General features: G+C 55.4%; 18 protein-coding genes. 8 read left to right on the top strand and 10 right to left on the bottom strand.

Annotated elements, in window-relative coordinates; translation table 11 throughout:
* Positions 1-144 precede the first annotated feature (144 nt).
* The 3 genes from ACFQUU_RS16655 to ACFQUU_RS16645 all read right to left on the bottom strand — a co-directional run bounded on the left by ACFQUU_RS16655 (position 145) and on the right by ACFQUU_RS16645 (position 2,711).
* Positions 145-639: a GNAT family N-acetyltransferase gene (locus tag ACFQUU_RS16655; protein WP_382249091.1), complete on the bottom strand. Its 495-nt coding sequence runs from the start codon at positions 637-639 to the stop codon at positions 145-147.
* A gap of 180 nt (positions 640-819) precedes the next feature.
* Entirely contained in the window at positions 820-1,959 is a 1,140-nt protein-coding gene (locus tag ACFQUU_RS16650) for an ABC transporter substrate-binding protein (protein ID WP_382249089.1), read from the bottom strand.
* A 254-nt stretch (positions 1,960-2,213) separates the two neighbouring features.
* Positions 2,214-2,711 (bottom strand): MarR family winged helix-turn-helix transcriptional regulator, encoded by a 498-nt coding sequence (locus ACFQUU_RS16645; protein WP_382249087.1) that lies wholly within the window; start codon positions 2,709-2,711, stop codon positions 2,214-2,216.
* A gap of 344 nt (positions 2,712-3,055) precedes the next feature.
* Here ACFQUU_RS16645 and ACFQUU_RS16640 point away from each other — a divergent pair, with 344 nt between their 5' ends.
* The 5 genes from ACFQUU_RS16640 (at position 3,056) to ACFQUU_RS16620 (ending at position 7,110) form a co-directional block, all read left to right on the top strand.
* Positions 3,056-4,288, top strand: coding sequence for a flavin-dependent oxidoreductase (locus ACFQUU_RS16640; RefSeq protein WP_382249085.1), 1,233 nt, complete (start codon positions 3,056-3,058; stop codon positions 4,286-4,288).
* Positions 4,285-4,725: a DUF3237 family protein gene (locus ACFQUU_RS16635; RefSeq protein WP_382249083.1), complete on the top strand. Its 441-nt coding sequence runs from the start codon at positions 4,285-4,287 to the stop codon at positions 4,723-4,725. The genes ACFQUU_RS16640 and ACFQUU_RS16635 overlap by 4 nt, the downstream gene beginning before the upstream one ends.
* A gap of 128 nt (positions 4,726-4,853) precedes the next feature.
* Positions 4,854-6,161, top strand: a complete 1,308-nt coding sequence (gene hmgA, locus ACFQUU_RS16630; protein WP_382249081.1) for a homogentisate 1,2-dioxygenase — start codon at positions 4,854-4,856, stop codon at positions 6,159-6,161.
* A 155-nt stretch (positions 6,162-6,316) separates the two neighbouring features.
* Positions 6,317-6,748 carry a hotdog fold thioesterase gene (locus ACFQUU_RS16625; RefSeq protein WP_382249079.1) on the top strand — a complete coding sequence of 144 codons (432 nt, stop codon included), beginning with the start codon at positions 6,317-6,319 and terminating at the stop codon, positions 6,746-6,748.
* A gap of 161 nt (positions 6,749-6,909) precedes the next feature.
* Complete coding sequence (locus ACFQUU_RS16620; protein WP_382249077.1) at positions 6,910-7,110, top strand: hypothetical protein; 201 nt, start codon at positions 6,910-6,912, stop codon at positions 7,108-7,110.
* A 137-nt stretch (positions 7,111-7,247) separates the two neighbouring features.
* Here ACFQUU_RS16620 and ispF read toward each other — a convergent pair whose 3' ends face one another.
* The gene (gene ispF, locus ACFQUU_RS16615) at positions 7,248-7,772 is read right to left on the bottom strand and encodes a 2-C-methyl-D-erythritol 2,4-cyclodiphosphate synthase (protein ID WP_382249075.1); all 525 of its coding nucleotides are present in this window, start codon (positions 7,770-7,772) and stop codon (positions 7,248-7,250) included.
* Positions 7,769-8,467: a 2-C-methyl-D-erythritol 4-phosphate cytidylyltransferase gene (ispD, locus tag ACFQUU_RS16610; RefSeq protein WP_382249073.1), complete on the bottom strand. Its 699-nt coding sequence runs from the start codon at positions 8,465-8,467 to the stop codon at positions 7,769-7,771. Before ispD ends, ispF begins: the two co-directional genes overlap by 4 nt.
* A 221-nt stretch (positions 8,468-8,688) precedes the next feature.
* Between ispD and mfd the strand changes: the two genes are divergently transcribed.
* From mfd to ACFQUU_RS16595, 3 genes are all read left to right on the top strand, one after another.
* On the top strand, positions 8,689-12,132 hold the full coding sequence (gene mfd, locus ACFQUU_RS16605) for a transcription-repair coupling factor (protein ID WP_382249071.1): 3,444 nt from the start codon (positions 8,689-8,691) through the stop codon (positions 12,130-12,132).
* Positions 12,133-12,208: 76 nt separating this feature from the next.
* A complete protein-coding gene (gene serB / locus ACFQUU_RS16600) occupies positions 12,209-13,051 on the top strand; it encodes a phosphoserine phosphatase SerB (protein ID WP_382249069.1) in 843 nt (280 codons plus the stop codon).
* Between the two features lie 57 nt (positions 13,052-13,108).
* Positions 13,109-13,471, top strand: a complete 363-nt coding sequence (locus ACFQUU_RS16595; protein ID WP_382249067.1) for a DUF4870 family protein — start codon at positions 13,109-13,111, stop codon at positions 13,469-13,471.
* A 71-nt stretch (positions 13,472-13,542) separates the two neighbouring features.
* On the opposite strand, the gene ACFQUU_RS16590 is transcribed toward ACFQUU_RS16595, so the two are convergent.
* The 5 genes from ACFQUU_RS16590 to phaC form a co-directional block, all read right to left on the bottom strand.
* On the bottom strand, positions 13,543-14,727 hold the full coding sequence (locus ACFQUU_RS16590) for a cystathionine beta-lyase (protein ID WP_382249065.1): 1,185 nt from the start codon (positions 14,725-14,727) through the stop codon (positions 13,543-13,545).
* A gap of 27 nt (positions 14,728-14,754) precedes the next feature.
* The gene (locus ACFQUU_RS16585; RefSeq protein ID WP_382249063.1) at positions 14,755-15,240 is read right to left on the bottom strand and encodes a hypothetical protein; all 486 of its coding nucleotides are present in this window, start codon (positions 15,238-15,240) and stop codon (positions 14,755-14,757) included.
* Positions 15,240-16,598 carry a 30S ribosomal protein S12 methylthiotransferase RimO gene (gene rimO, locus ACFQUU_RS16580; RefSeq protein WP_382249061.1) on the bottom strand — a complete coding sequence of 453 codons (1,359 nt, stop codon included), beginning with the start codon at positions 16,596-16,598 and terminating at the stop codon, positions 15,240-15,242. Before rimO ends, ACFQUU_RS16585 begins: the two co-directional genes overlap by 1 nt.
* A gap of 136 nt (positions 16,599-16,734) precedes the next feature.
* Positions 16,735-17,292 carry a polyhydroxyalkanoate synthesis repressor PhaR gene (phaR, locus tag ACFQUU_RS16575; protein WP_382249059.1) on the bottom strand — a complete coding sequence of 186 codons (558 nt, stop codon included), beginning with the start codon at positions 17,290-17,292 and terminating at the stop codon, positions 16,735-16,737.
* Positions 17,293-17,574: 282 nt separating this feature from the next.
* Entirely contained in the window at positions 17,575-19,296 is a 1,722-nt protein-coding gene (gene phaC, locus ACFQUU_RS16570) for a class I poly(R)-hydroxyalkanoic acid synthase (RefSeq protein WP_382249057.1), read from the bottom strand.
* Positions 19,297-19,336: the final 40 nt, after the last annotated feature.

The raw sequence follows: 19,336 nt of genomic DNA, 5'->3' as shown, positions 1-19,336 counted from the left end.
TGTACTTTGCTGCTTGTTGGGGTCGACACAACACTGGCAACTGACTCCGACTACTCACTGACTGATTGACGCATTAACGGTCCAAAGAATAAGACGATGGAAGTCGCGCTGACTTAGCCATTATGTGACAGACGAATCCCGATGTTATTCAGTCTTGGCTGGCAAACAATACCGGATTCCCGGTTTCATCTCTTCGTACATCTTGTAATCGGTTTCCGCCATTCCCAGCGCCTGGTAGGTGCGCTGCGCATTGACGTTATCCTTTTCTACATAGAGTCGGAAACCACAGATACTTTTATCTTCTGCAGCAGCCTGTTTGACGAAATCGTACATACGGGCGTAGACGCCTTTGCGCCGCCACTCCGGTTTCACATAGACGCTCTGGATCCACCAGAAAATGCCGTTTCGCCAATCACTCCATTCAGTCGTGATCATCAAGGATGCGACGATGTTGCCATCGTGTTCGGCTACAAGATAGAACCCGAGCGCCGGATGATTGATCAGCGAAACCACGCCAGCACCAATCACCTCGGCAATCAATTCCTTGCCTTCGGTTTCATAGGCCATGGCACGATTGAATTCGGCAACATGGGTGGCGTCACACAGCTCGGCGCGGCGGATATGGATGAATGGATTCATGGGGCTGTGTCCTTCAGGCGCGATGGAAATCCCCAGAGTTTAGCAAAGGTGCCGAAGGGAAAGGAGTCGAGCGCTGATCCAGCTGCCGCGGAAGTTGCGGAAACCCTGTTGGCTGCGAAATGTCGTGCGCGGTAAAGCAGCATCCTCCACCAAACGGTGAAGGATGCAAGGCAAATCACATTACTGATTGACCAGCTTCCAGTTACCGTTGTCGATGGTCAGCATGACACGGGCATTGTTTTCGAGACCGAAGTGATCCTTGGGCGTGTAACGCACTACGCCTTGGGTGATCGTGATGCCTTTGGTGGATTCCAGGCTTTCCTTTAACGCAGCGCGGAACTCCGGTGTACCCGGTTTACCCTTTTTGAGCGCCTGCGGCACGATGGCTTGCAACAGCAGGTAGGCGTCGTAGCCGTGCGCGGCAAACTGATTACGTGTCCCCGCCCCAAACTGCTTTTCGTACCGCTCGACAAATTCGGTTGCCAGCTTCTTGGACGGATGATTGTCAGGCAGTGCTTCGGGCATGACGGCAAGGCCGGCGACCACGAAGGAACCTTCAACATCCTTGCCCCCGATACGGATCAGGTCACGCGATGCGGCGCCATGTGTCTGGTAAATCTTGCCCTTGTAGCCGCGTTCAATCAATGCCTTGTGCGGCATTGCCGATCCGCTGCCCGAAGCACCGATCAGAATGGCATCCGGCTTGGCGGAAACAATCTTCAACGCTTGCGCTGTCACGCTGGTATCGGCACGGGCAAAACGCTCTGTGGCGACCGGCTTGAGGCTGGCCTTTGCAGCCTGTTCGTTAAAGGCCTTGAGCCAGGTTTCGCCATATGCATCGGAATAACCGAGATAGGCATAAGTCTGTACGCCATGTGCTTTCATATGTTCGATGACAGCGCTGGACATGAGTGGCGTCGACTGGGCGACACGGAAGGTCCATCCGCCCTTGCCTTCCGGCAGATCCACCGGTGATGTCGAAATCTGTACCGTATTGCCTTCAGAAGCGACATCCGCCAATGCAACCGATGCGGGCGTTGCGGTGGAACCCACGATTACGTCGACCTTGTCTTCTGTAATGAACTTGCGGCCGTTCTTAGCCGACTGGGTTGTATCCGATGCATCATCCAGAATGATCAGCTTGACTTTTTCTCCACCGATCGTATCCGGCCAGAGGGAAATGCCGTTCTTGGTCGGAATGCCAAGGCCGGAAGCCGGACCGGTCAGCGGCAGGCTGACGCCGACGGTAATGTCGGCTTGCGCATAGCCTGCGGCCAAGATGGCGATTGCAGCCAGAATCGGTTTGAACGATGCTTTCATTTTGTCTCCTTGTGATTCGTCGAATAGTTTGAATAGTCTGGAACATGCCTCGCCGTGTGGATGTAATGCAGTCTTCAGCGGGGTGCTGGCGTGTCTTTAATTTGTTATGATGGATAACAGTTATTTACTATAATTAACTCGTTCGACGAATGCAAGCATGCCCTGCTCCATCGCGGCTTACGGATGGGTAGTCACACATCGCTAAACGGTTCACGCGATATTTCATCAGCGAAATGTTTCGCGACCCGCTGGATTCACTCGGTCTCTGTGCGAAGGCAAATCTTTCGCAATAATGACTTCAATTGCTGTTTCTCTGTCGCAGTGAGCGCGCCGGCAATGCGCTCGTCATGATCCTTGACGGCTTTTTTGTAGCGCTTGAGTTGCTTCTGCCCCTCGCGCGTCAGGTGAAGGTTATACGAACGCCTGTCGCCGGACGCCTGACGCTCAACCAGTCCCGTTTCTTCAAAACGGTCGATAATCGACACTACGCCGGATCGGGCGATTCCCATGACTTCAGCAAGACGCGTCTGGGAAATTCCAGGGTTGTTTCCGATAATGACCAGTGATGAGAACCGCTGCGGCGTGATGTCTTCGGCAGCAAGGGCGGCGCCAAAGTCTTCGTAAATCGAAAGCTGGGCGCGGCGGACGGCATATCCGACCAGTTCATCAAGGATGTCGTAGTTGATTCCATCGATCCTTGCGTTGAAGTGCACCATGTTTTCTTTTGGATCTGATTTTTTGTTGCTGGACAAGGCAAACCCCTTTGGATGGCGAATGTGTATTCTTTAGAAATTGTGGCTTCTTTCGCGCGCTGTCGCTGTCCGTTCCCTAAGACTGGCTAAATGAAAATGAAACAGGCGACTTGCCGCTGTGGCATTGTATCTCGTGCAACTTCAAAACCGTGAATTTCAGCAATCTGTCGTGCGTCCCAATAACGAACCTGGTTACCGAGCGGCTGCTTAATCCGGACCATCACATGTTCAATGAGGTCGTGCGAATTGTGTTCTGATTAATAACTGTTATATAGTAGAACAATAAACTGGCGGCGCAAGAAATCAAGGAGTCGTCGCTCAACGGATCAATTGAGGAGACTGACATGAAAGTTGCAATCGCTGGCGCCGGTATCGGTGGGCTTACATTAGGGCTGATGCTCCACGAACGCGGTATCGAAGTCGAGATCTTCGAAGCCGTCAATGAAATCAAACCATTAGGTGTCGGCATCAACCTGCTGCCGCATGCAAGCCAGCAACTCTTGCAGTTGGGGCTGGAAGAATGTCTTGCTGAAAGAGGAATAGAAACCTCTACCCTCGCCTACTTCAATAAGTTTGGACAGGAAATCTGGCGCGAGCCGCGGGGACGTGCCGCTGGCTATCCGTATCCGCAATTTTCCATCCACCGTGGTGAACTGCAGATGGCGCTACTGGAGACGGCAGTCAAGCGTATCGGTGCCGATCATATCCACGCCGGACATACCTTTACGGCGTTCGAACAAATTGGCGACAAGGTCGTATCAACATTTACCCGGCGGGTCGACAATACCGAAGTACAGGTCGAGAGTGACGTACTGGTCGGCGCAGATGGTATTCATTCGGCAGTGCGCCGTTTTCTGTATCCGACCGGTGACGAGCCTCGTTTTTCCGGTCGCATGCTGTGGCGCGCCGTCACGGAAGGCGAGACGTATATGGATGGCCGTAGCATGTTCATGGCCGGGCATCAGGACCAGAAATTCGTCTGCTATCCGATTTCCGAACCTTTGCGTCAGAAAGGCCGTTCGCTGATCAACTGGATTGCCGAACTGCGGGTGCCCAATGGCGAATTGCCAAAAACGGACTGGAATCGCAAGGTAGACAAATCTGTGTTCGAGCAACCTTTCCAGACCTGGAAATGGGATTGGATCGATATCCCCTCCGTGATCAACGGCGCCAGCGAAATTTATGAATTCCCGCTGGTGGATCGCGATCCCCTGCCGCGCTGGACTTTCGGACGGGTGACACTGCTGGGTGACGCTGCTCATCCGATGTATCCGATCGGCTCGAACGGCAGCGCGCAAGCGATCCTCGATGCACGCTATTTGAGCGACTGCCTTGCTAGCGATCCGAACACTTTATACGCCTTGCGCGAATACGAGGCCGAGCGACTGCCGCGTACCGCAGGCATCGTCTTGCGCAATCGCATGAACGGCCCGGAACAGGTGATGCAAATGGCGGAGGAAAAGGCGCCGAACGGATTCCGGCATGTGAATGACGTTATTGCGCAGGAAACCCTGGAAGCGATTTCCTTACGTTACAAACGGCTTGCCGGATTCGATAAGGACTCCCTCAAATCATGAGCCAGGCATCGAATATTGGTTTGCGCAGTATCGCCAATCTGGAGATCGATGTAGTTCCGCCGGTTATGCTGGGAGAACTTAACGGTACCGAGCGGCGATTTGTCTCGATCAAGGGCGGAAGCGTCACCGGCCCGCTATTCAACGGGACCATTCTCCTAGGCGGCAGCGACATCCAGTTGGTACGTGCGAATGGGACGATTGAATTGGTGGCCCGTTATGCACTCGATCTCGGGCCACTCGGTACAGTGCTGGTAGAGAACACCGGGGTTCGACGCGTGGCAGACGCGGCAGATATTAATGAGCGTCCTTATTTCCGCGGTGTGATGCGTTTTGAAGCACCGCGCGCCACGCTGGGCTGGCTCAACGACACGATATTTGTCACTACGGGATATCGGGAAGGCGGAATTGTCTACCTTGAAGTATTTGAAGTACTCTGATCGACTGCGCCCAGCACGCTCAGCAATATGCCGCTTGTCGGCTTGCCATATTGCGCCGGTATGTCACTGTGTGCCGTGGCGGGACGTGATTGCGAGAGTGAAAGTGATCGAGTAAGAAAGGACCAAGCATGCAAACGACTGACAATAAATACATGTCGGGATTCGCCAATGAATTCGCCACTGAGGCCTTGCCCGGCGCGCTGCCCGAGGGAAGAAACTCGCCGCAGAAGGCGCCCTACGGACTTTATGCCGAGCAACTCTCCGGCACGGCGTTCACTGCGCCACGTAGCCATAACCGGCGTTCATGGCTTTACCGTATCCGGCCAGCGGCGGTGCACCAGCCATTCCAGCCTATCGATAGCGGGCGCATCGTCGGGGATTTCAGCCAGGTTCCGCCTACGCCACCCAACCAATTGCGCTGGGATCCGCTTCCGTTTCCCGAGACGCCTGTGGATTTTGTCGACGGTATGGTTACCATGGCCGGCAATGGTTCGGCGGAAGCCATGTCGGGTTGCGCCATCCATCTGTTTGCGGCCAACCGCAACATGGAGGGACGTTATTTTTACAGCGCGGACGGCGAATTGCTGATCGTGCCCCAACAGGGGCGCTTGCAACTATTTACCGAACTCGGGCTGCTCGATATCGAACCTCAGGAAATCGCGGTCATTCCGCGCGGTGTTCGATTTCGCGTCGAGCTGACTGACGGTGCTGCACGTGGATATATCTGCGAAAACTTCGGCGCGTTGTTCCGGCTGCCGGATTTGGGACCGATCGGCTCCAATGGGCTTGCCAATCCTCGCGACTTTCTGACACCGCAAGCCCGCTATGAAGAGCTTGAAGGCGATTTTCGACTTGTTGCGAAATTCAACGGCCAACTATGGAGCGCCGCTATCGGTCATTCGCCGCTGGATGTAGTGGCCTGGCATGGCAACTATGCTCCATACAAATACGACTTGCGCCGCTTCAATACCATCGGCTCGATCAGCTATGACCATCCGGACCCGTCAATTTTTCTTGTGCTGCAGTCGCCTAGTGACACGCCCGGAGTCGACGCGATCGACTTTGTGATTTTTCCTCCGCGCTGGTTGGCTGCCGAATCCACCTTTCGCCCACCGTGGTTCCACCGCAACGTAGCAAGTGAATTCATGGGACTGATTCATGGTGCGTATGACGCCAAGGCCGAAGGATTCGTCCCGGGTGGAGCCAGCTTGCACAACTGCATGTCTGGCCATGGGCCGGATGCCGAGACGTTCGAGAAAGCTTCTGCTGCGGATACTTCAATACCGCATAAAGTTGCCGATACGATGGCATTCATGTTCGAGACACGTACCGTCATCAAGCCCACGCTGTTTGCGTTGGAGACTTCGCAATTGCAGAGCGAGTATTTCCAGTGCTGGCAAAATATCAAGAAAAACTTTTCAAGCCAACAACAATAGGCTCGGGTAGACATTCTTTCAAGATTTGTTTTATGCGCGGTGCGGACACGCTGTCGCCCGACAGCAAGGCGATGGTTTGTTATGATGCAAAACACTCTTTTGCAATCGCGCCCGCACGTGACGTCGTCATAACGGGCAATATAAAAGGATAGACAATGACGATCTGGAAGACGAACTTTGACCTTCCAAGCCTGAGCAGAATGCATCGTGGCACGGCTATCGAGCATCTTGGCATTGAATTTACCGACTTTGGCGAAAACTGGCTGGAGGCAAGGATGCCTGTCGATAAGCGTACCATCCAGCCATTCGGTATCCTCCACGGCGGTGCGTCAGTGCTGCTTGCCGAAAGCCTCGGAAGTGCTGCAAGCAATTTTTCCATTGACAACGAAACCCACTATGCCGTGGGCCTCGATATCAATGCCAACCACGTTCGCGCCGTGCGCGAAGGTTACGTGACCGGCAAGGCGACACCCATCCACCTCGGACGTTCGACCCATGTCTGGCAAATCATGATTTATGACTCGGCGCAACGCCTTAGCTGCGTAGCGCGCCTGACGATGTCAATTCTGGAACGCAACCAGGCGTAATCGTCCACCTCTGACTCGGCCACTCGGTGAACTTACTGAAATTCGGCCAATCTACTTGACTATCATTGCATTACATTTTGTCATGCAATGATAGTCAACTGGTGTACGCGCGATATGCAACAGTGTCGTGCCGGCATTCACCACGAATATCAGGAGGCTTCATGAGCGTCACGCCATCTTCGGGCACCCCCGGCAAGTCGGACGCCCACCTCAAACCGGGCGACGAGGCCGCGGCCGGCACACCCGGCACGGGTGAAGATTTATGCCCAAATTGCAGCGGCACCGGAAAGATAAGGGATGGAGCTGCGTGTCCGATTTGCGAAGGAACCGGCCGCATTACGCAGGGCATCGGCGGAGGCTGATCGTTACGAAACCGTATCGGTTTTCGGCAATGCTTCGCATACTGGTTCATGCTTGATGCCACTGCTCGGCAGGTGACGCTGGACCGGCGTGAGCCCGCGCCTACCCTCATCCGACGGGCTTGGTTCGGCGCCATGTGTCATGTGCCATGTGTTAAAGCGACTGTGGGTTTTGCCCCCCCGTGGTATAGCAATGCAATCGCTTCTGCGGCAATGCCTTCTTCCCGGCCGAGATAGCCGAGCTTTTCATTGGTCTTGGCCTTGATGTTGACTTGCGCCGTCGTCACACCGAGGTCTTCAGCTACATGTGCCACCATTTGTGGGATGTGCGGTGCCATTTTGGGAGCCTGTGCGATGATAGTCGCGTCCACATTGCCGATTCGATAACCCGACTCGTTAACACGCCTGCATGCCTCGCGTAGCAGCACCCGTGAATCTGCACCCGAGAACTGCGCGTCGGTATCCGGAAAATGCCGTCCGATATCGCCCAATCCTGCTGCACCGAGTATCGCGTCCGTCACTGCATGCAACAGCACATCGGCGTCCGAGTGTCCCAGCAAGCCGGTCATATGCGGAATTGTCACGCCGCCAATGATCAGGTCGCGACCCGGGACCAGTGCATGGCAATCGTAGCCCTGGCCGATGCGGAACGGAGGAAGACTCATGAATTTCCTTTCAAATGCAGTTCGGCCAGTGCCACGTCATGCGGCAACGTGACCTTAAAATTGCGCGGGCTGCCTTCAACCAGCTTCGGGTGATGGCCAAGCGCTTCGATTGCGCTTGCTTCATCGGTTACGTTAATCGTCGATTCCAGTGCATGTTTCAGCAAGCCATACCGAAACATTTGCGGTGTCTGTGCCGCCCACAGATTTTCACGCGATACCGTCTCCCGCACACACGACTGCGCGTCACTTCGCTTCAACGTGTCCACGACCGGTAGAGCGAGCAAGCCCCCCACCGCGTCCTCCTTTAGTGCATGTACAAGCCGGTCAATCAATTCTTTGGTCAGCCCTGGACGGGCCGCGTCATGCACCAGCACCCAGTCACTGTCGGTAAGCTGATTAGCGATTACCCTCAGGCCGTTAAGCACGGACGCATGCCGGGTTTGTCCGCCGTGGCGCAATACAGTGACTTTGTCTTGCAAATGCGCTTGGGCGGCGAGCAGGTCGTCGATATAACCGTCCTCTGCACTGACGACCACGAAGCTGTGTTCGATCACCGGATGCAGCGCAAAGGTTTCCAGCGCATGCAGCAACATGGCCTTGCCGGCGAGCGGCAGGTACTGCTTTGGATGGCCCACCCCCATGCGCGCACCGACGCCGGCAGCGGGAATAAGAGCAAAGTGACGTGGTGGAATCATCTGGAAAGGCGAGTGAAGGCGAAGTCCAATAAAAGTCTTAATGCGTGTTAGCGCTAATTGTGTACGGAATGCCTGTATTTTCTCAAGCTATTGGCAGCCGTTCGGCTACGGCAAAGGGCATGGTTTATAATCCCGTTATATTTTCTCACAGTCGCAGCGTGCCGCATTGCCTGACAAGGCGCATGCTACGGCCGCTCTGACATTCCAGATGTCGTCCGCTGATGTCGTTCGATCTAAAAAAATCCCTTCCCAAGCCCGGTAACCGCTTCGCACTTCCGTCCGTACACGGTTCGGCAGATGCCTTCGCCCTCGCCCAGGCGGCCCTTGAACTCAAGTCGCAACAGCGCATGCTGGCAGTTATTGTCGCCAATGCAACCGATGCCCAGCGACTGCTGGCCGAAATTTCCTGGTTTGGTGGTCAGGATTCCGGTTTGCGCTGCCATCTCTTACCCGACTGGGAAACCCTGCCCTACGATGCTTTTTCGCCGCACCAGGACCTGGTGTCGGAAAGGCTGGCAACGCTCCATGAAGTCAGCAGTGGCCAGTGCGATGTGTTGATCGTGCCGGCCACGACAGCACTGCTGCGCATGGCGCCGCCGTCCTTCCTTGCGGCGTACACGTTTTTCTTCAAGAAGGGCGAAACGCTCGACGAAGCAAAGCTGAAATCGCAGCTGACCCTGGCTGGCTATACGCATGTGACGCAAGTCATGTCGCCAGGCGAATATTCCGTGCGCGGCGGCCTGATCGACCTGTTCCCGATGGGCTCGGCGCTGCCGTACCGGCTGGACCTGTTCGGCGACACGATTGAAACCATTCGTACTTTCGATGCCGATACCCAGCGCTCTCTTTACCCGGTACATGAAGTCCGCCTGCTGCCCGGAAGGGAATTTCCCATGGACGAGGCAGCGCGTACTGCCTTTCGCAGCCGCTGGCGCGAGGAATTCGAAGGCGATCCATCCAAATCATCGATCTACAAGGATATCGGCAACGGCATTGCGTCGGCCGGCATTGAGTATTACCTGCCGCTTTTCTTCGACGAGACGGCAACACTGTTTCAGTATGTGCCGGATAATACGACCTTCGCATTGGTCGGCGACATCGAGACGTCCATCAGGCGCTTCTGGGGCGATACGCAGTCACGCTATAAATTCCTGAAAGCCGACAGAGAACGTCCACTGCTACCGCCGGAGCGCCTGTTCCTGACCGACGAGGATTTTTTCGTTCTCGCTAAACCCTACGGACGCTGGATAATCCAGGTGGGCGACGTCGCGTCGGAGTTGTCGGCTCCGATTCCCAACATCGCGGTGAATCGTCGTGTCGATGACCCGCTGGTCAACCTGCGCTCTTACCTTCTGCAGACCGACAAGCGCGTCATGATCTGCGCGGATTCCAACGGCCGCCGCGAGACACTGCAACAGTATTTTGACGAGTTCAATCTGCCGTTGGCGCCGTGCGAAAGCTTTAGCGATTTCGCAACTTCTTCAGCAAAGCTCGTGCTCTCCGTGGCGCCCTTGCAAGCCGGGTTTGAGCTGAGCCACGACTTGGGCGGCCTTGCCTTCATCACCGAAACCGAGTTGTATGCAGGATCGGGACGACGGGCCGGCCGCCGCAAACAGGAAGCGGTGACCCAGGTCGAGTACATGGTGCGCGATCTGTCCGAGCTCAAGGTCGGTGATCCGGTGGTGCACGTCAATCATGGTATCGGCCGGTACATGGGTCTGATCAGCATGGACCTTGGCGAAGGTGAAGCCGAATTCCTGCATCTGGAATATGCGAAGGAAACCAAGCTGTACGTGCCCGTCTCGCAACTGCATGTGATTTCTAGGTATTCCGGCGCATCGCCTGACGAAGCGCCCTTGCACACGCTCGGGTCGGGTCAGTGGGAAAAGGCAAAAAAGAAAGCCGCTCAGCAGGTACGCGATACTGCGGCCGAACTGCTCAATCTGTATGCGCGCCGGGCAGCGCGCCAGGGGCACGCCTTCCAGTATTCGGCGCGTGACTACGAGACCTTTGCCGAAAGCTTCGGATTTGAAGAAACCCCGGACCAGAGCGCCGCGATCAATGCCGTGATCAAGGATATGACCAGCGGCAAACCGATGGACCGGCTGATCTGCGGCGATGTTGGCTTTGGGAAGACCGAGGTAGCGCTACGGGCGGCGTTTGTCGCCGTCATGGGTGGCAAGCAGGTTGCCATCCTTGCCCCCACTACCCTGCTGGCCGAGCAACACGCGCAAACCTTCGCAGACCGTTTTGCGGACTGGCCGGTCAAGATTGCGGAGCTGTCGCGTTTCCGCACCGGCAAGGAAGTCACGCAGGCGATCAAGGGTATGGCCGACGGTACCGTGGACGTCGTGATCGGCACGCACAAACTGCTTTCCAACGATGTGAAATTTTCACGCCTGGGCCTGGTGATCATTGACGAGGAACACCGCTTCGGTGTGCGCCAGAAGGAAGCGCTGAAGGCACTGCGTGCGGAAGTCGACGTACTGACCCTGACTGCCACACCGATACCCCGGACGCTGGGGATGGCGCTTGAAGGCCTGCGCGATTTTTCAGTGATTGCCACCGCACCGCAAAAGCGCCTGGCGATCAAGACCTTTGTCCGCCGCGAAGACGATTCGGTGGTGCGCGAAGCCTGTCTGCGCGAGCTTAAGCGCGGCGGACAGGTCTACTTCCTGCACAATGAAGTAGAGACCATCCTTAACCGCAAGGCAATGCTGGAAGGCCTGCTGCCGGAAGCGCGGGTCGCGGTCGCGCACGGGCAGATGCACGAGCGCGACCTTGAGAAGGTCATGCGGGATTTCGTGGCGCAGCGTTTCAACATCCTGCTGTGCACGACGATTATCGAAACCGGTATCGACGTGCCGACGGCGAATACCATCATCATGCATCGCGCCGACAAGTTCGGCCTGGCGCAGCTGCATCAGCTGCGCGGTCGCGTCGGTCGTTCGCACCATCAGGCCTATGCTTACCTGCTGGTGCACGATGTGCAGGGACTGAGCAAGCAGGCGCAGCGCCGCCTGGAAGCCATCCAGCAGATGGAAGAACTGGGCAGCGGCTTTTACCTGGCAATGCATGATTTGGAAATCCGTGGCGCGGGCGAGGTCCTCGGTGAAAACCAGTCCGGTGAAATGCAGGAGATTGGTTTTCAGCTTTACTCGGACATGCTCAACGAGGCCGTTCGCTCGCTCAAGAATGGCAAGGAACCTGATCTGGCCGCGCCCTTGTCCACCACAACGGAAATCAATCTGCACGTACCTGCCCTGCTTCCTCAGGACTATTGCGGCGATGTGCATGAGCGGCTGTCGCTGTACAAGCGGTTCGCCAATTGCGAAACGCAAAACGCGATCGATGATTTGCAGGAGGAACTGATCGACCGTTTCGGCAAGATGCCGGAGCCGGCCAAGGCCCTGATCGAAACCCATCGGTTGCGGATCGCCGCCATTCCGGCAGGTATTGTTAAAATCGATGCCCATGCCGAATCGGCGGTGCTCCAGTTCTGCCCGAATCCACCAATCGAAGCAATGCGCATCATCGAACTGGTACAGAAGAACCGGCAGATCAAGCTGAATGGCCAGGACAAACTGCGCATCACCGCCAACATGCCGGATCTTGCTGCGCGGGTGACGCAGGTCAAGGCGACGATACGGTCGCTGATCGGTTGAGCGACGGAGCGAGTTGGAGCTCTGCGGCTGATCGCGCTTAAGTGGTCGTATGAATGTTAACTTTTAAACTCTTTCGATGAATCTTATTCTCCAGGGCCTCTCGGTCGACCATTCCGCCATCGAGCATATTGCACGGCTCGTCAACAGCAAGCACATCACGGTCTTGCAGGACAATGTCTTCCGCTGCGAAGAGGTGCAGTTTTCCGAATCACTGAAGGCCGAGGTGGATAGCGCCTGTTTCGCTGCTCAGCTTGATTATGCGTTCACCGAACCGGGCCGAAAGCTAAGCGATTTTCGTTTGGTGGCAATGGACATGGATTCCACCGTGATCACGATCGAATGCATCGACGAGATCGCTGACATGCAAGGCTTGAAACCGCAGGTTGCCGAGATCACAGAGGCAGCGATGCGTGGGGAAATCGAATTTCGCGAGAGCCTGACCCGCCGTGTCGCTCTGCTCAAGGGACTGGATGCCAGCGCCTTGCAGCGCGTCTATGATGAGAGACTCAAGCTCTCCCCCGGCGCGGAACGCATGCTTGCCGCAGTAAAGGCCGCGGGCTTGAAAACCTTGTTGGTATCCGGTGGTTTTACCTTCTTTACCGACCGAATGAAAACCCGCCTCGGCCTGGATGTCACCCATTCGAATACACTAGAAATTGCCGACGGCAAATTGACAGGTCGTGTCGTGGGCGGCATTGTCGACGCCGATGAGAAACAACGTACGGTGGAACGTATGTGCCAGGAAATTGGGTGTTCTCCGCGTCAGGCCATTGTGATGGGTGACGGTGCCAATGATCTGAAAATGATGGGCATTGCCGGGATGTCGGTCGCGTTCCGCGCCAAGCCCGTTGTGAGAGCGCAAGCAGATGTGGCCTTGAATTTTGTTGGGCTCGACGGAATCTTATCCTTGTTTGAATGATCTTTTTGGATATGGCAGTCGATATAGTGCCCCGTATTCATTCACCAAGGAAATTATATGGCCCAAGAACTCGTTTTCGACAGCAAATTGCAGTCCAATAAAAGCCTGGCATGGTGGCTGTATATCATTCACGGCGTCAGCTTTGCTTTCTCACTTGGGGCATTTTCCTGGATTCCCCTGATCATCAATTACGTCAAGAAAGATGATGCAAGAGGCACCTTCGTCGAAAGCCATCATCGCTGGCAGATCCGGTCGTTCTGGTGGTATTTGTTCTGGATGATCGTCGGCGGCGTTCTATTTATTACCGTCATCGGCATCCCCATTGCCTGGCTGGTATGGACAGGTGCCTGGGTGTGGAAAGCTTATCGCCTGATCAAGGGCATTGTCGATCTGAACGACAACAAGGCCATGCCGATTTAAACTGGCTGACTGGCTAGATCTCAGTGGACAGGGATGACTGGCTCCCTGTCCACATGGATCATATTTGACTCTTATCCGAGTGCGCGGAACGCCTGTTCGATGTCCGCAATAAGGTCGCATGGTTCTTCAAGTCCGATATTAAAACGGACCAGTTGCCCGGTTCCCTGCCAACCGCTACGCATGTTCTGAATACGGTACGGAATACACAGGCTGTTCGCCCCGCCCCAACTGAAACCGATCTTGAAGAGCTTGAGGCTGTCTACGAAACGATCAGTCTGTGCCTCGCTGTAGCGCTCATTGAAGACAACCGAGAATAATCCTCCTGCGCCGGTAAAGTCGCGCTTCCAGTTGATGTGCCCCGGACAATCTTCGAAAGCCGGATGCAGTACACGGCTGATTTCAGGCCTGGTTTTCAGCCAGGCTGCCACCTTGCATGCTCCGGCATCGTGCGCTTCGAAGCGCAGTTTCATGGTCGGCAATCCGCGTAGCACCAGATAGGTATCGTCTGCACTGACACCGAATCCAAGGCGCATATGGGCCATTTCAATTCGGTGGATCAACTCCTTGTCCTGCGTGATGACCGCGCCCATCAGCACATCGGAGCCGCCTGACTGATATTTGGTCAATGCCTGCATCACGATGTCGACGCCGTGATCGAAGGCACGGAAAGCCAGTCCGGCAGACCAGGTATTATCGATGGCGACATGGATATCCTGACCGGCGGCTCTTTTCTCGCGGACTATTTTTGTAATCGCCGGAATGTCGGGTACTTCCATGGATACTGAACCGGGGGCCTCGGTCCATACCAGGCGAGTGTTCGGCTGAATCAGCCCGGCGATGCCGGAGCCAATCAAGGGATCGTAGTAACGGGCAGTGATGCCGTAGTCCTGCGTCAGCCAGCGACCAAGTTCGCGGTTCGGGTTATAGACGTTGTCGGGAAGCAGAACGTCGTCACCGGTCTTGAGCAAGGCAAAGTCCACCATGGCGATCGCGGCCAACCCGCTTGGAGCAAGCAGACAATGGTTGCCGCCCTCGATTTCGGCGAGACGGCCCTCAAGTGTGAAGGTGGTGGGCGTACCGTGCAGGCCATAGGTATAGGCGTTCTTTTCCTGCCAGTTACGCGAACGCATCGCCGCAACGTCCTTGAAAAGGACTGTCGATGCATGATGAATCGCGGTCGGAAAGGCACCAAAGCCCGAGGGCGCCACATATTCGGAATGAATGAGTGAAGTCTGTAGCGATTTCCTGTCAGTCACGCGTATTCTCCGCTGAATGGCTGTTGTTTATTGTCGGGACGGCGTCGCAGTTTTTCCGTTTGATGCAGATTTCTGCTTCGCCCTTTCGTCAGTACGGACGACACGCAGAGTGAACGGCTTCTTGATCTTGCCGTCCGCTGACTGCCACTCGCCGCTGATGGTATTGTCCGCGAGTTTGCCGTCCCACTGGCCTGATACATCCGTGCCGTTTTCGGATTCTTCCATGAAGAGATATTCGCCGTCGATTTCGCCGGCCAGGAGAATGTTCTGCGAGCGTCCGAAGTAGAAGTACTCTCCTTCCACCCCATCCTCCATCTGCTCCTTGGTGCGCAAGTTGACTTGAATATCTCCGTCGCCCAGCTTGCCGCGCAGTGTGACGGGTTTGACGAAGGCGGTTTTGCCGTTCAGCGTTGTTGCAGATACGGAGTGAGCCTGACTTTCGGCGGTATGAGCAAAGGGAGCGGACATCACAATGGCGACCGCCAGCAGCGGCTTGACAAACATCCTGATCATCAGGCCTCCGCCCACAGGTCGTGCGCATCGGCGGCAGTGACGCGCACGTCGACAAATTCGCCGACTTTCAGTTTGAGATGTGGCTCGTAGGGTGGCTTCACGTAGACCACGCCGTCGATTTCCGGTGCATCTGCAAACGTCCGGCCAACGCCACCGTTGGGTCCCACTTCATCGAGCAGCACGCGCATCGTGGTGCCGACTTTCGATTGCAGGCGCTTTTTGGAAATACCTTCCTGCAGTTCCATAACGCGGCCACGGCGTTCTTCCCGGACCTCTTCGGGAACAGGATTGGCAAGCTCATTTGCCGTAGCGCCTTCTACCGGTGAATAGGCGAAACAACCGAGCCTGTCGATCTCGGCTTCCTTCAGGAAGTCGAGCAGGTACTGAAACTCTTCTTCCGTCTCGCCAGGGAATCCGGCAATGAAGGTGGAACGTATCGTCAGTTCGGGGCACATCTTGCGCCATGCCTGAATGCGGTCAAGGTTCTTTTCTCCATTGGCAGGACGCTTCATGCGTTTGAGCACATCCGGATGCGCATGTTGCAGCGGCACATCCAGATATGGCAGCACGCGACCTTCGGTCATCATCGGGATTACATCATCGACGTGCGGATAAGGATAGACATAATGCAGGCGCACCCATGCGCCATATTGCGCGGCCAGTTCGCCTAGCGCGCCCACCAGTTGCGTCATATGGGTACGTACCGGTTTGCCGTTCCAGAAACCGGTGCGGAACTTGACGTCCACGCCATAGGCGCTGGTGTCCTGCGAGATGACCAGCAATTCCTTCACGCCAGCCTTGAACAGGTTTTCGGCTTCGAGCATCACGTCGGCAATCGGGCGCGACACCAGGTCGCCACGCATCGACGGGATGATGCAGAAGCTGCAGCGATGGTTGCAGCCCTCGGAAATCTTGAGGTAAGCGTAATGTTTCGGGGTCAGTTTGACGCCTTGCGCCGGCACCAGGGAGGTGAAGGGATCGTGCGGCTTGGGCAGATGTTTGTGTACGGCGGCCATCACTTCGCCGACCGCATGCGGGCCGGTGACTTCGAGCACCTTGGGGTGCACACTCTGGATAATGTCGTTACCGGCAGCATCCTTCTTCGCGCCGAGGCAACCGGTCACGATGACCTTGCCGTTTTCATTGAGCGCTTCGCCGATGGCATCCAGCGATTCCTGCACCGCGGCGTCAATGAAGCCGCAGGTATTGACGATGACGAGGTCGGCGCCATCGTAAGACTTGGCGGTGTCATAACCTTCGGCGCGCAGCTGGGTCAGAATTTGTTCGGAGTCGACGAGCGCCTTGGGACAACCGAGCGAAACAAAGCCGACTTTGGGAGAGGTGGAAGCGTTGGACATGAAGAAAAAGGGCACAAAAGCGTAATCCGCTATTGTACCCCGTCAGGGATGGTTTCCCATTCGCGCAAATAAGCGCAACCCTTGTCTTTTCGTCATCGCTGCCCATCCTATATCTGTATGGGCAGCGTTGCCGGCTCTATTTCTTTGTATTGTCCGTCGGCGGGAACGGGAAAGTCCCAAACATGTTCTTCGTCTGGTTTTGCATCTGGTCCTGCATCTGCATGAACAGGTTCTTGCTCTGTTCGATGTAGTTGCTCATCATCCCCTGCATCATGGGACCCTGGACATTCATGAACTGGGTCCACATTTCCTGACTGAAAGGCTTGCCTTCGTAGAACCCTTTGGAGCTTTCGGCCAGCTTGTTCTGAATGTCGATAAAGGCCTGGATGTTCTTTTCAAGGTATGAGCCCATCATTCCCTGCATGGCATGGCCATAGTAGCGAATGATCTGCGACAGTGCGCCGCTGGAGAACATCGGTGTGCCGTTGGCTTCTTCTTCCAGAATGATCTGCAAAAGAATAGCGCGGGTCAGGTCTTCTTCGGTCTTGGCATCGACGACGGTGAATTCTTCGTTGTCGAGGACTAATTGCTTTACATCAGCGAGCGTGATGTAGGAACTGGTTTGTGTGTCATACAGACGGCGGTTCGGATACTTCTTGATCAAGCGCTCGGAAAGCTTTTTTGCACTATTCATCGAAAATTCCAGTTATTGCGTCGCAACGCGTCGATGCCGTTTTATCTGAAAAGCGAACAACCGTTCGCTCTGCTTACTTTTATTATAGTGCGAAAAAACAAAGATTTACGCAACTATTGTCAGAAGGTTACCCGGTTATTGCAATGCGTTTGTGAAAATTCCTGCCTTATGGCATTGCTCAATAGAGTTTCCGCTAATTAACTGTTTACCTCATTATGTATATTGTGCCAACTGCCTGTAGTTGCTGAAAGGACGGACCAGGGCCCGCCCCTGTCCAGTCGGTCAATGATCGGCTTTTACCTTTACATAACGGCCTGGCGCAGGCTCGATCTGTGTATATTTTGTATCACCGTATTTCTTCGGAGCAGGAACCTGTTTGCCACCGTGCTCCTTCAGGAATTCGGCCCATTCCGGCCACCAGCTTCCGGGCCGCTCCTGGGCGTCCGCCATCCATTCATCCGCGGAGTCCGCATTCACATCGTTGATCCAATGACTGCGCTTCTTTTTCGCCGGCGGATTGATGACGCCCGCGATATGCCCGGACGCGCCGAGCACAAAGCGATTGCGGTCGCGTTTTTTGGGGTTTAGCAGCTTGGTCGATTCGTAGGCCGACGTCCATGGCACGATATGGTCTTCGCGCGAACCGTAGATAAAGGTAGGTGCATCGATCTTCGTAAGGTCGATCGGCTCGCCAGCGACTTTTGTCTTTCCAGGTACCCGCAAATTGTTTTCGAGGTACAAATTGCGCAAGTACCAGCAAAACATCGGGCCAGGCAGGTTCGTGCTGTCGGCATTCCAGTAAAGCAGATCGAATGGTGGTGGTTCTTCACCCTTCAGGTAATTGGCCTTAACGTAATTCCAGACCAGGTCGTTCGGACGCAGGCTGGAAAACGCAGATGCGAAGTCACGCCCCGGCATCAGGCCGCCGTTTCCGATTGCCTTCTCGCGCATCGCCACCTGCGCCTCGTCCACAAAGACCTCGATCACGCCGGTATCCGAAAAGTCGAGGAACGTGGTCAGCAGAGTAAGGCTGGCAACCGGTTTTTCACCGCGTGCAAACAGTAGCGACAGCGCTGTCGACAGCAATGTGCCGCCGACGCAGAAACCCAGTGCATTGATCTGATCCTGACCGGAGATTTCCTGCACGACGTTGATGGCTTTGACGACGCCCTGCAAGATGTAGTCATCCCAGGTTGCATGTGCCAGCGATTTGTCCGGGTTGATCCACGAAACCAGGAAAACGGTATGGCCTTGCTCGACAGCGTAACGGACCAGTGAGTTTTCAGGCTGCAGATCAAGGATGTAATATTTGTTGATGCAAGGCGGCACCAGCAGTAATGGACGCTCGTACACTGATTTGGTCAGCGGCTTGTACTGGATCAGCTGGAAGAATTCATTCTCGAAGACGACTGCGCCTTCGCTAGTGGCCACGTTTCGACCGACCTCGAATGCGGATTCGTCAGTCTGCGAGATGCGGCCCTTCTGCATGTCTTCGAGCATATGGGCAATACCTTTGGTCAGGCTTTGCCCTTTCGTCTCGATGATTTTCTGCTGTGCTTCCGGGTTGGTCACCAGGAAGTTTGCCGGCGACATCGCATCGACCATTTGTTGCACTGCGAAACGAATCTTCTGCTTCGCGCGCGGCGCCGCTTCGACGGAGTCCGCAAGTGCCATCAGGAACCGCGCATTCAAGAGGTAGGCTGCCGCATTGAAGGCGAACATTGGGTTGGAATGCCACTCGGGTGAAGCAAAACGCCTGTCTCCGATTGCTGGTGCCTTTGCGTTCAGCATTTCCTGCCAGAGTGAAGTCATCTGCTGCATGTAATCGCTTTGCAGCTTGGACAGCGTTGACGGATCGATGGTCGCGCCGAATTCCTTTACTGTTGCGGTAATCGGCTTGGTATCGAGCGGCGCGGCTTGTGTCCAGGCCTTCCAGGCATTGGGATCGGAAAACTGGGCCATCCATGCCTGCGGGTCCATCTGAGGCGGGAACATATTATTCATGTCTGCATCTCTTTTTTCGCGTAAGGTTACGGTTTGATTG

Source organism: Herbaspirillum sp. GCM10030257 (assembly GCF_042666555.1).
Lineage (GTDB): Bacteria > Pseudomonadota > Gammaproteobacteria > Burkholderiales > Burkholderiaceae_D > Noviherbaspirillum.
This window is presented reverse-complemented; position numbering and strand designations above follow the sequence as displayed.

Bases quoted from the DNA above. Each gene is read 5' to 3' on its own strand.
- ACFQUU_RS16655 (WP_382249091.1), bottom strand. From the start codon at position 639: ATGAATCCATTCATCCATATCCGCCGCGCCGAGCTGTGTGACGCCACC.
- ACFQUU_RS16650 (WP_382249089.1), bottom strand. From the start codon at position 1,959: ATGAAAGCATCGTTCAAACCGATTCTGGCTGCAATCGCCATCTTGGCC.
- ACFQUU_RS16640 (WP_382249085.1), top strand. From the start codon at position 3,056: ATGAAAGTTGCAATCGCTGGCGCCGGTATCGGTGGGCTTACATTAGGG.
- ACFQUU_RS16635 (WP_382249083.1), top strand. From the start codon at position 4,285: ATGAGCCAGGCATCGAATATTGGTTTGCGCAGTATCGCCAATCTGGAG.
- hmgA (WP_382249081.1), top strand. From the start codon at position 4,854: ATGCAAACGACTGACAATAAATACATGTCGGGATTCGCCAATGAATTC.
- ACFQUU_RS16625 (WP_382249079.1), top strand. From the start codon at position 6,317: ATGACGATCTGGAAGACGAACTTTGACCTTCCAAGCCTGAGCAGAATG.
- ACFQUU_RS16620 (WP_382249077.1), top strand. From the start codon at position 6,910: ATGAGCGTCACGCCATCTTCGGGCACCCCCGGCAAGTCGGACGCCCAC.
- ispF (WP_382249075.1), bottom strand. From the start codon at position 7,772: ATGAGTCTTCCTCCGTTCCGCATCGGCCAGGGCTACGATTGCCATGCA.
- ispD (WP_382249073.1), bottom strand. From the start codon at position 8,467: ATGATTCCACCACGTCACTTTGCTCTTATTCCCGCTGCCGGCGTCGGT.
- mfd (WP_382249071.1), top strand. From the start codon at position 8,689: ATGTCGTTCGATCTAAAAAAATCCCTTCCCAAGCCCGGTAACCGCTTC.
- serB (WP_382249069.1), top strand. From the start codon at position 12,209: ATGAATCTTATTCTCCAGGGCCTCTCGGTCGACCATTCCGCCATCGAG.
- ACFQUU_RS16595 (WP_382249067.1), top strand. From the start codon at position 13,109: ATGGCCCAAGAACTCGTTTTCGACAGCAAATTGCAGTCCAATAAAAGC.
- ACFQUU_RS16585 (WP_382249063.1), bottom strand. From the start codon at position 15,240: ATGATCAGGATGTTTGTCAAGCCGCTGCTGGCGGTCGCCATTGTGATG.
- rimO (WP_382249061.1), bottom strand. From the start codon at position 16,598: ATGTCCAACGCTTCCACCTCTCCCAAAGTCGGCTTTGTTTCGCTCGGT.
- phaR (WP_382249059.1), bottom strand. From the start codon at position 17,292: ATGAATAGTGCAAAAAAGCTTTCCGAGCGCTTGATCAAGAAGTATCCG.
- phaC (WP_382249057.1), bottom strand. From the start codon at position 19,296: ATGAATAATATGTTCCCGCCTCAGATGGACCCGCAGGCATGGATGGCC.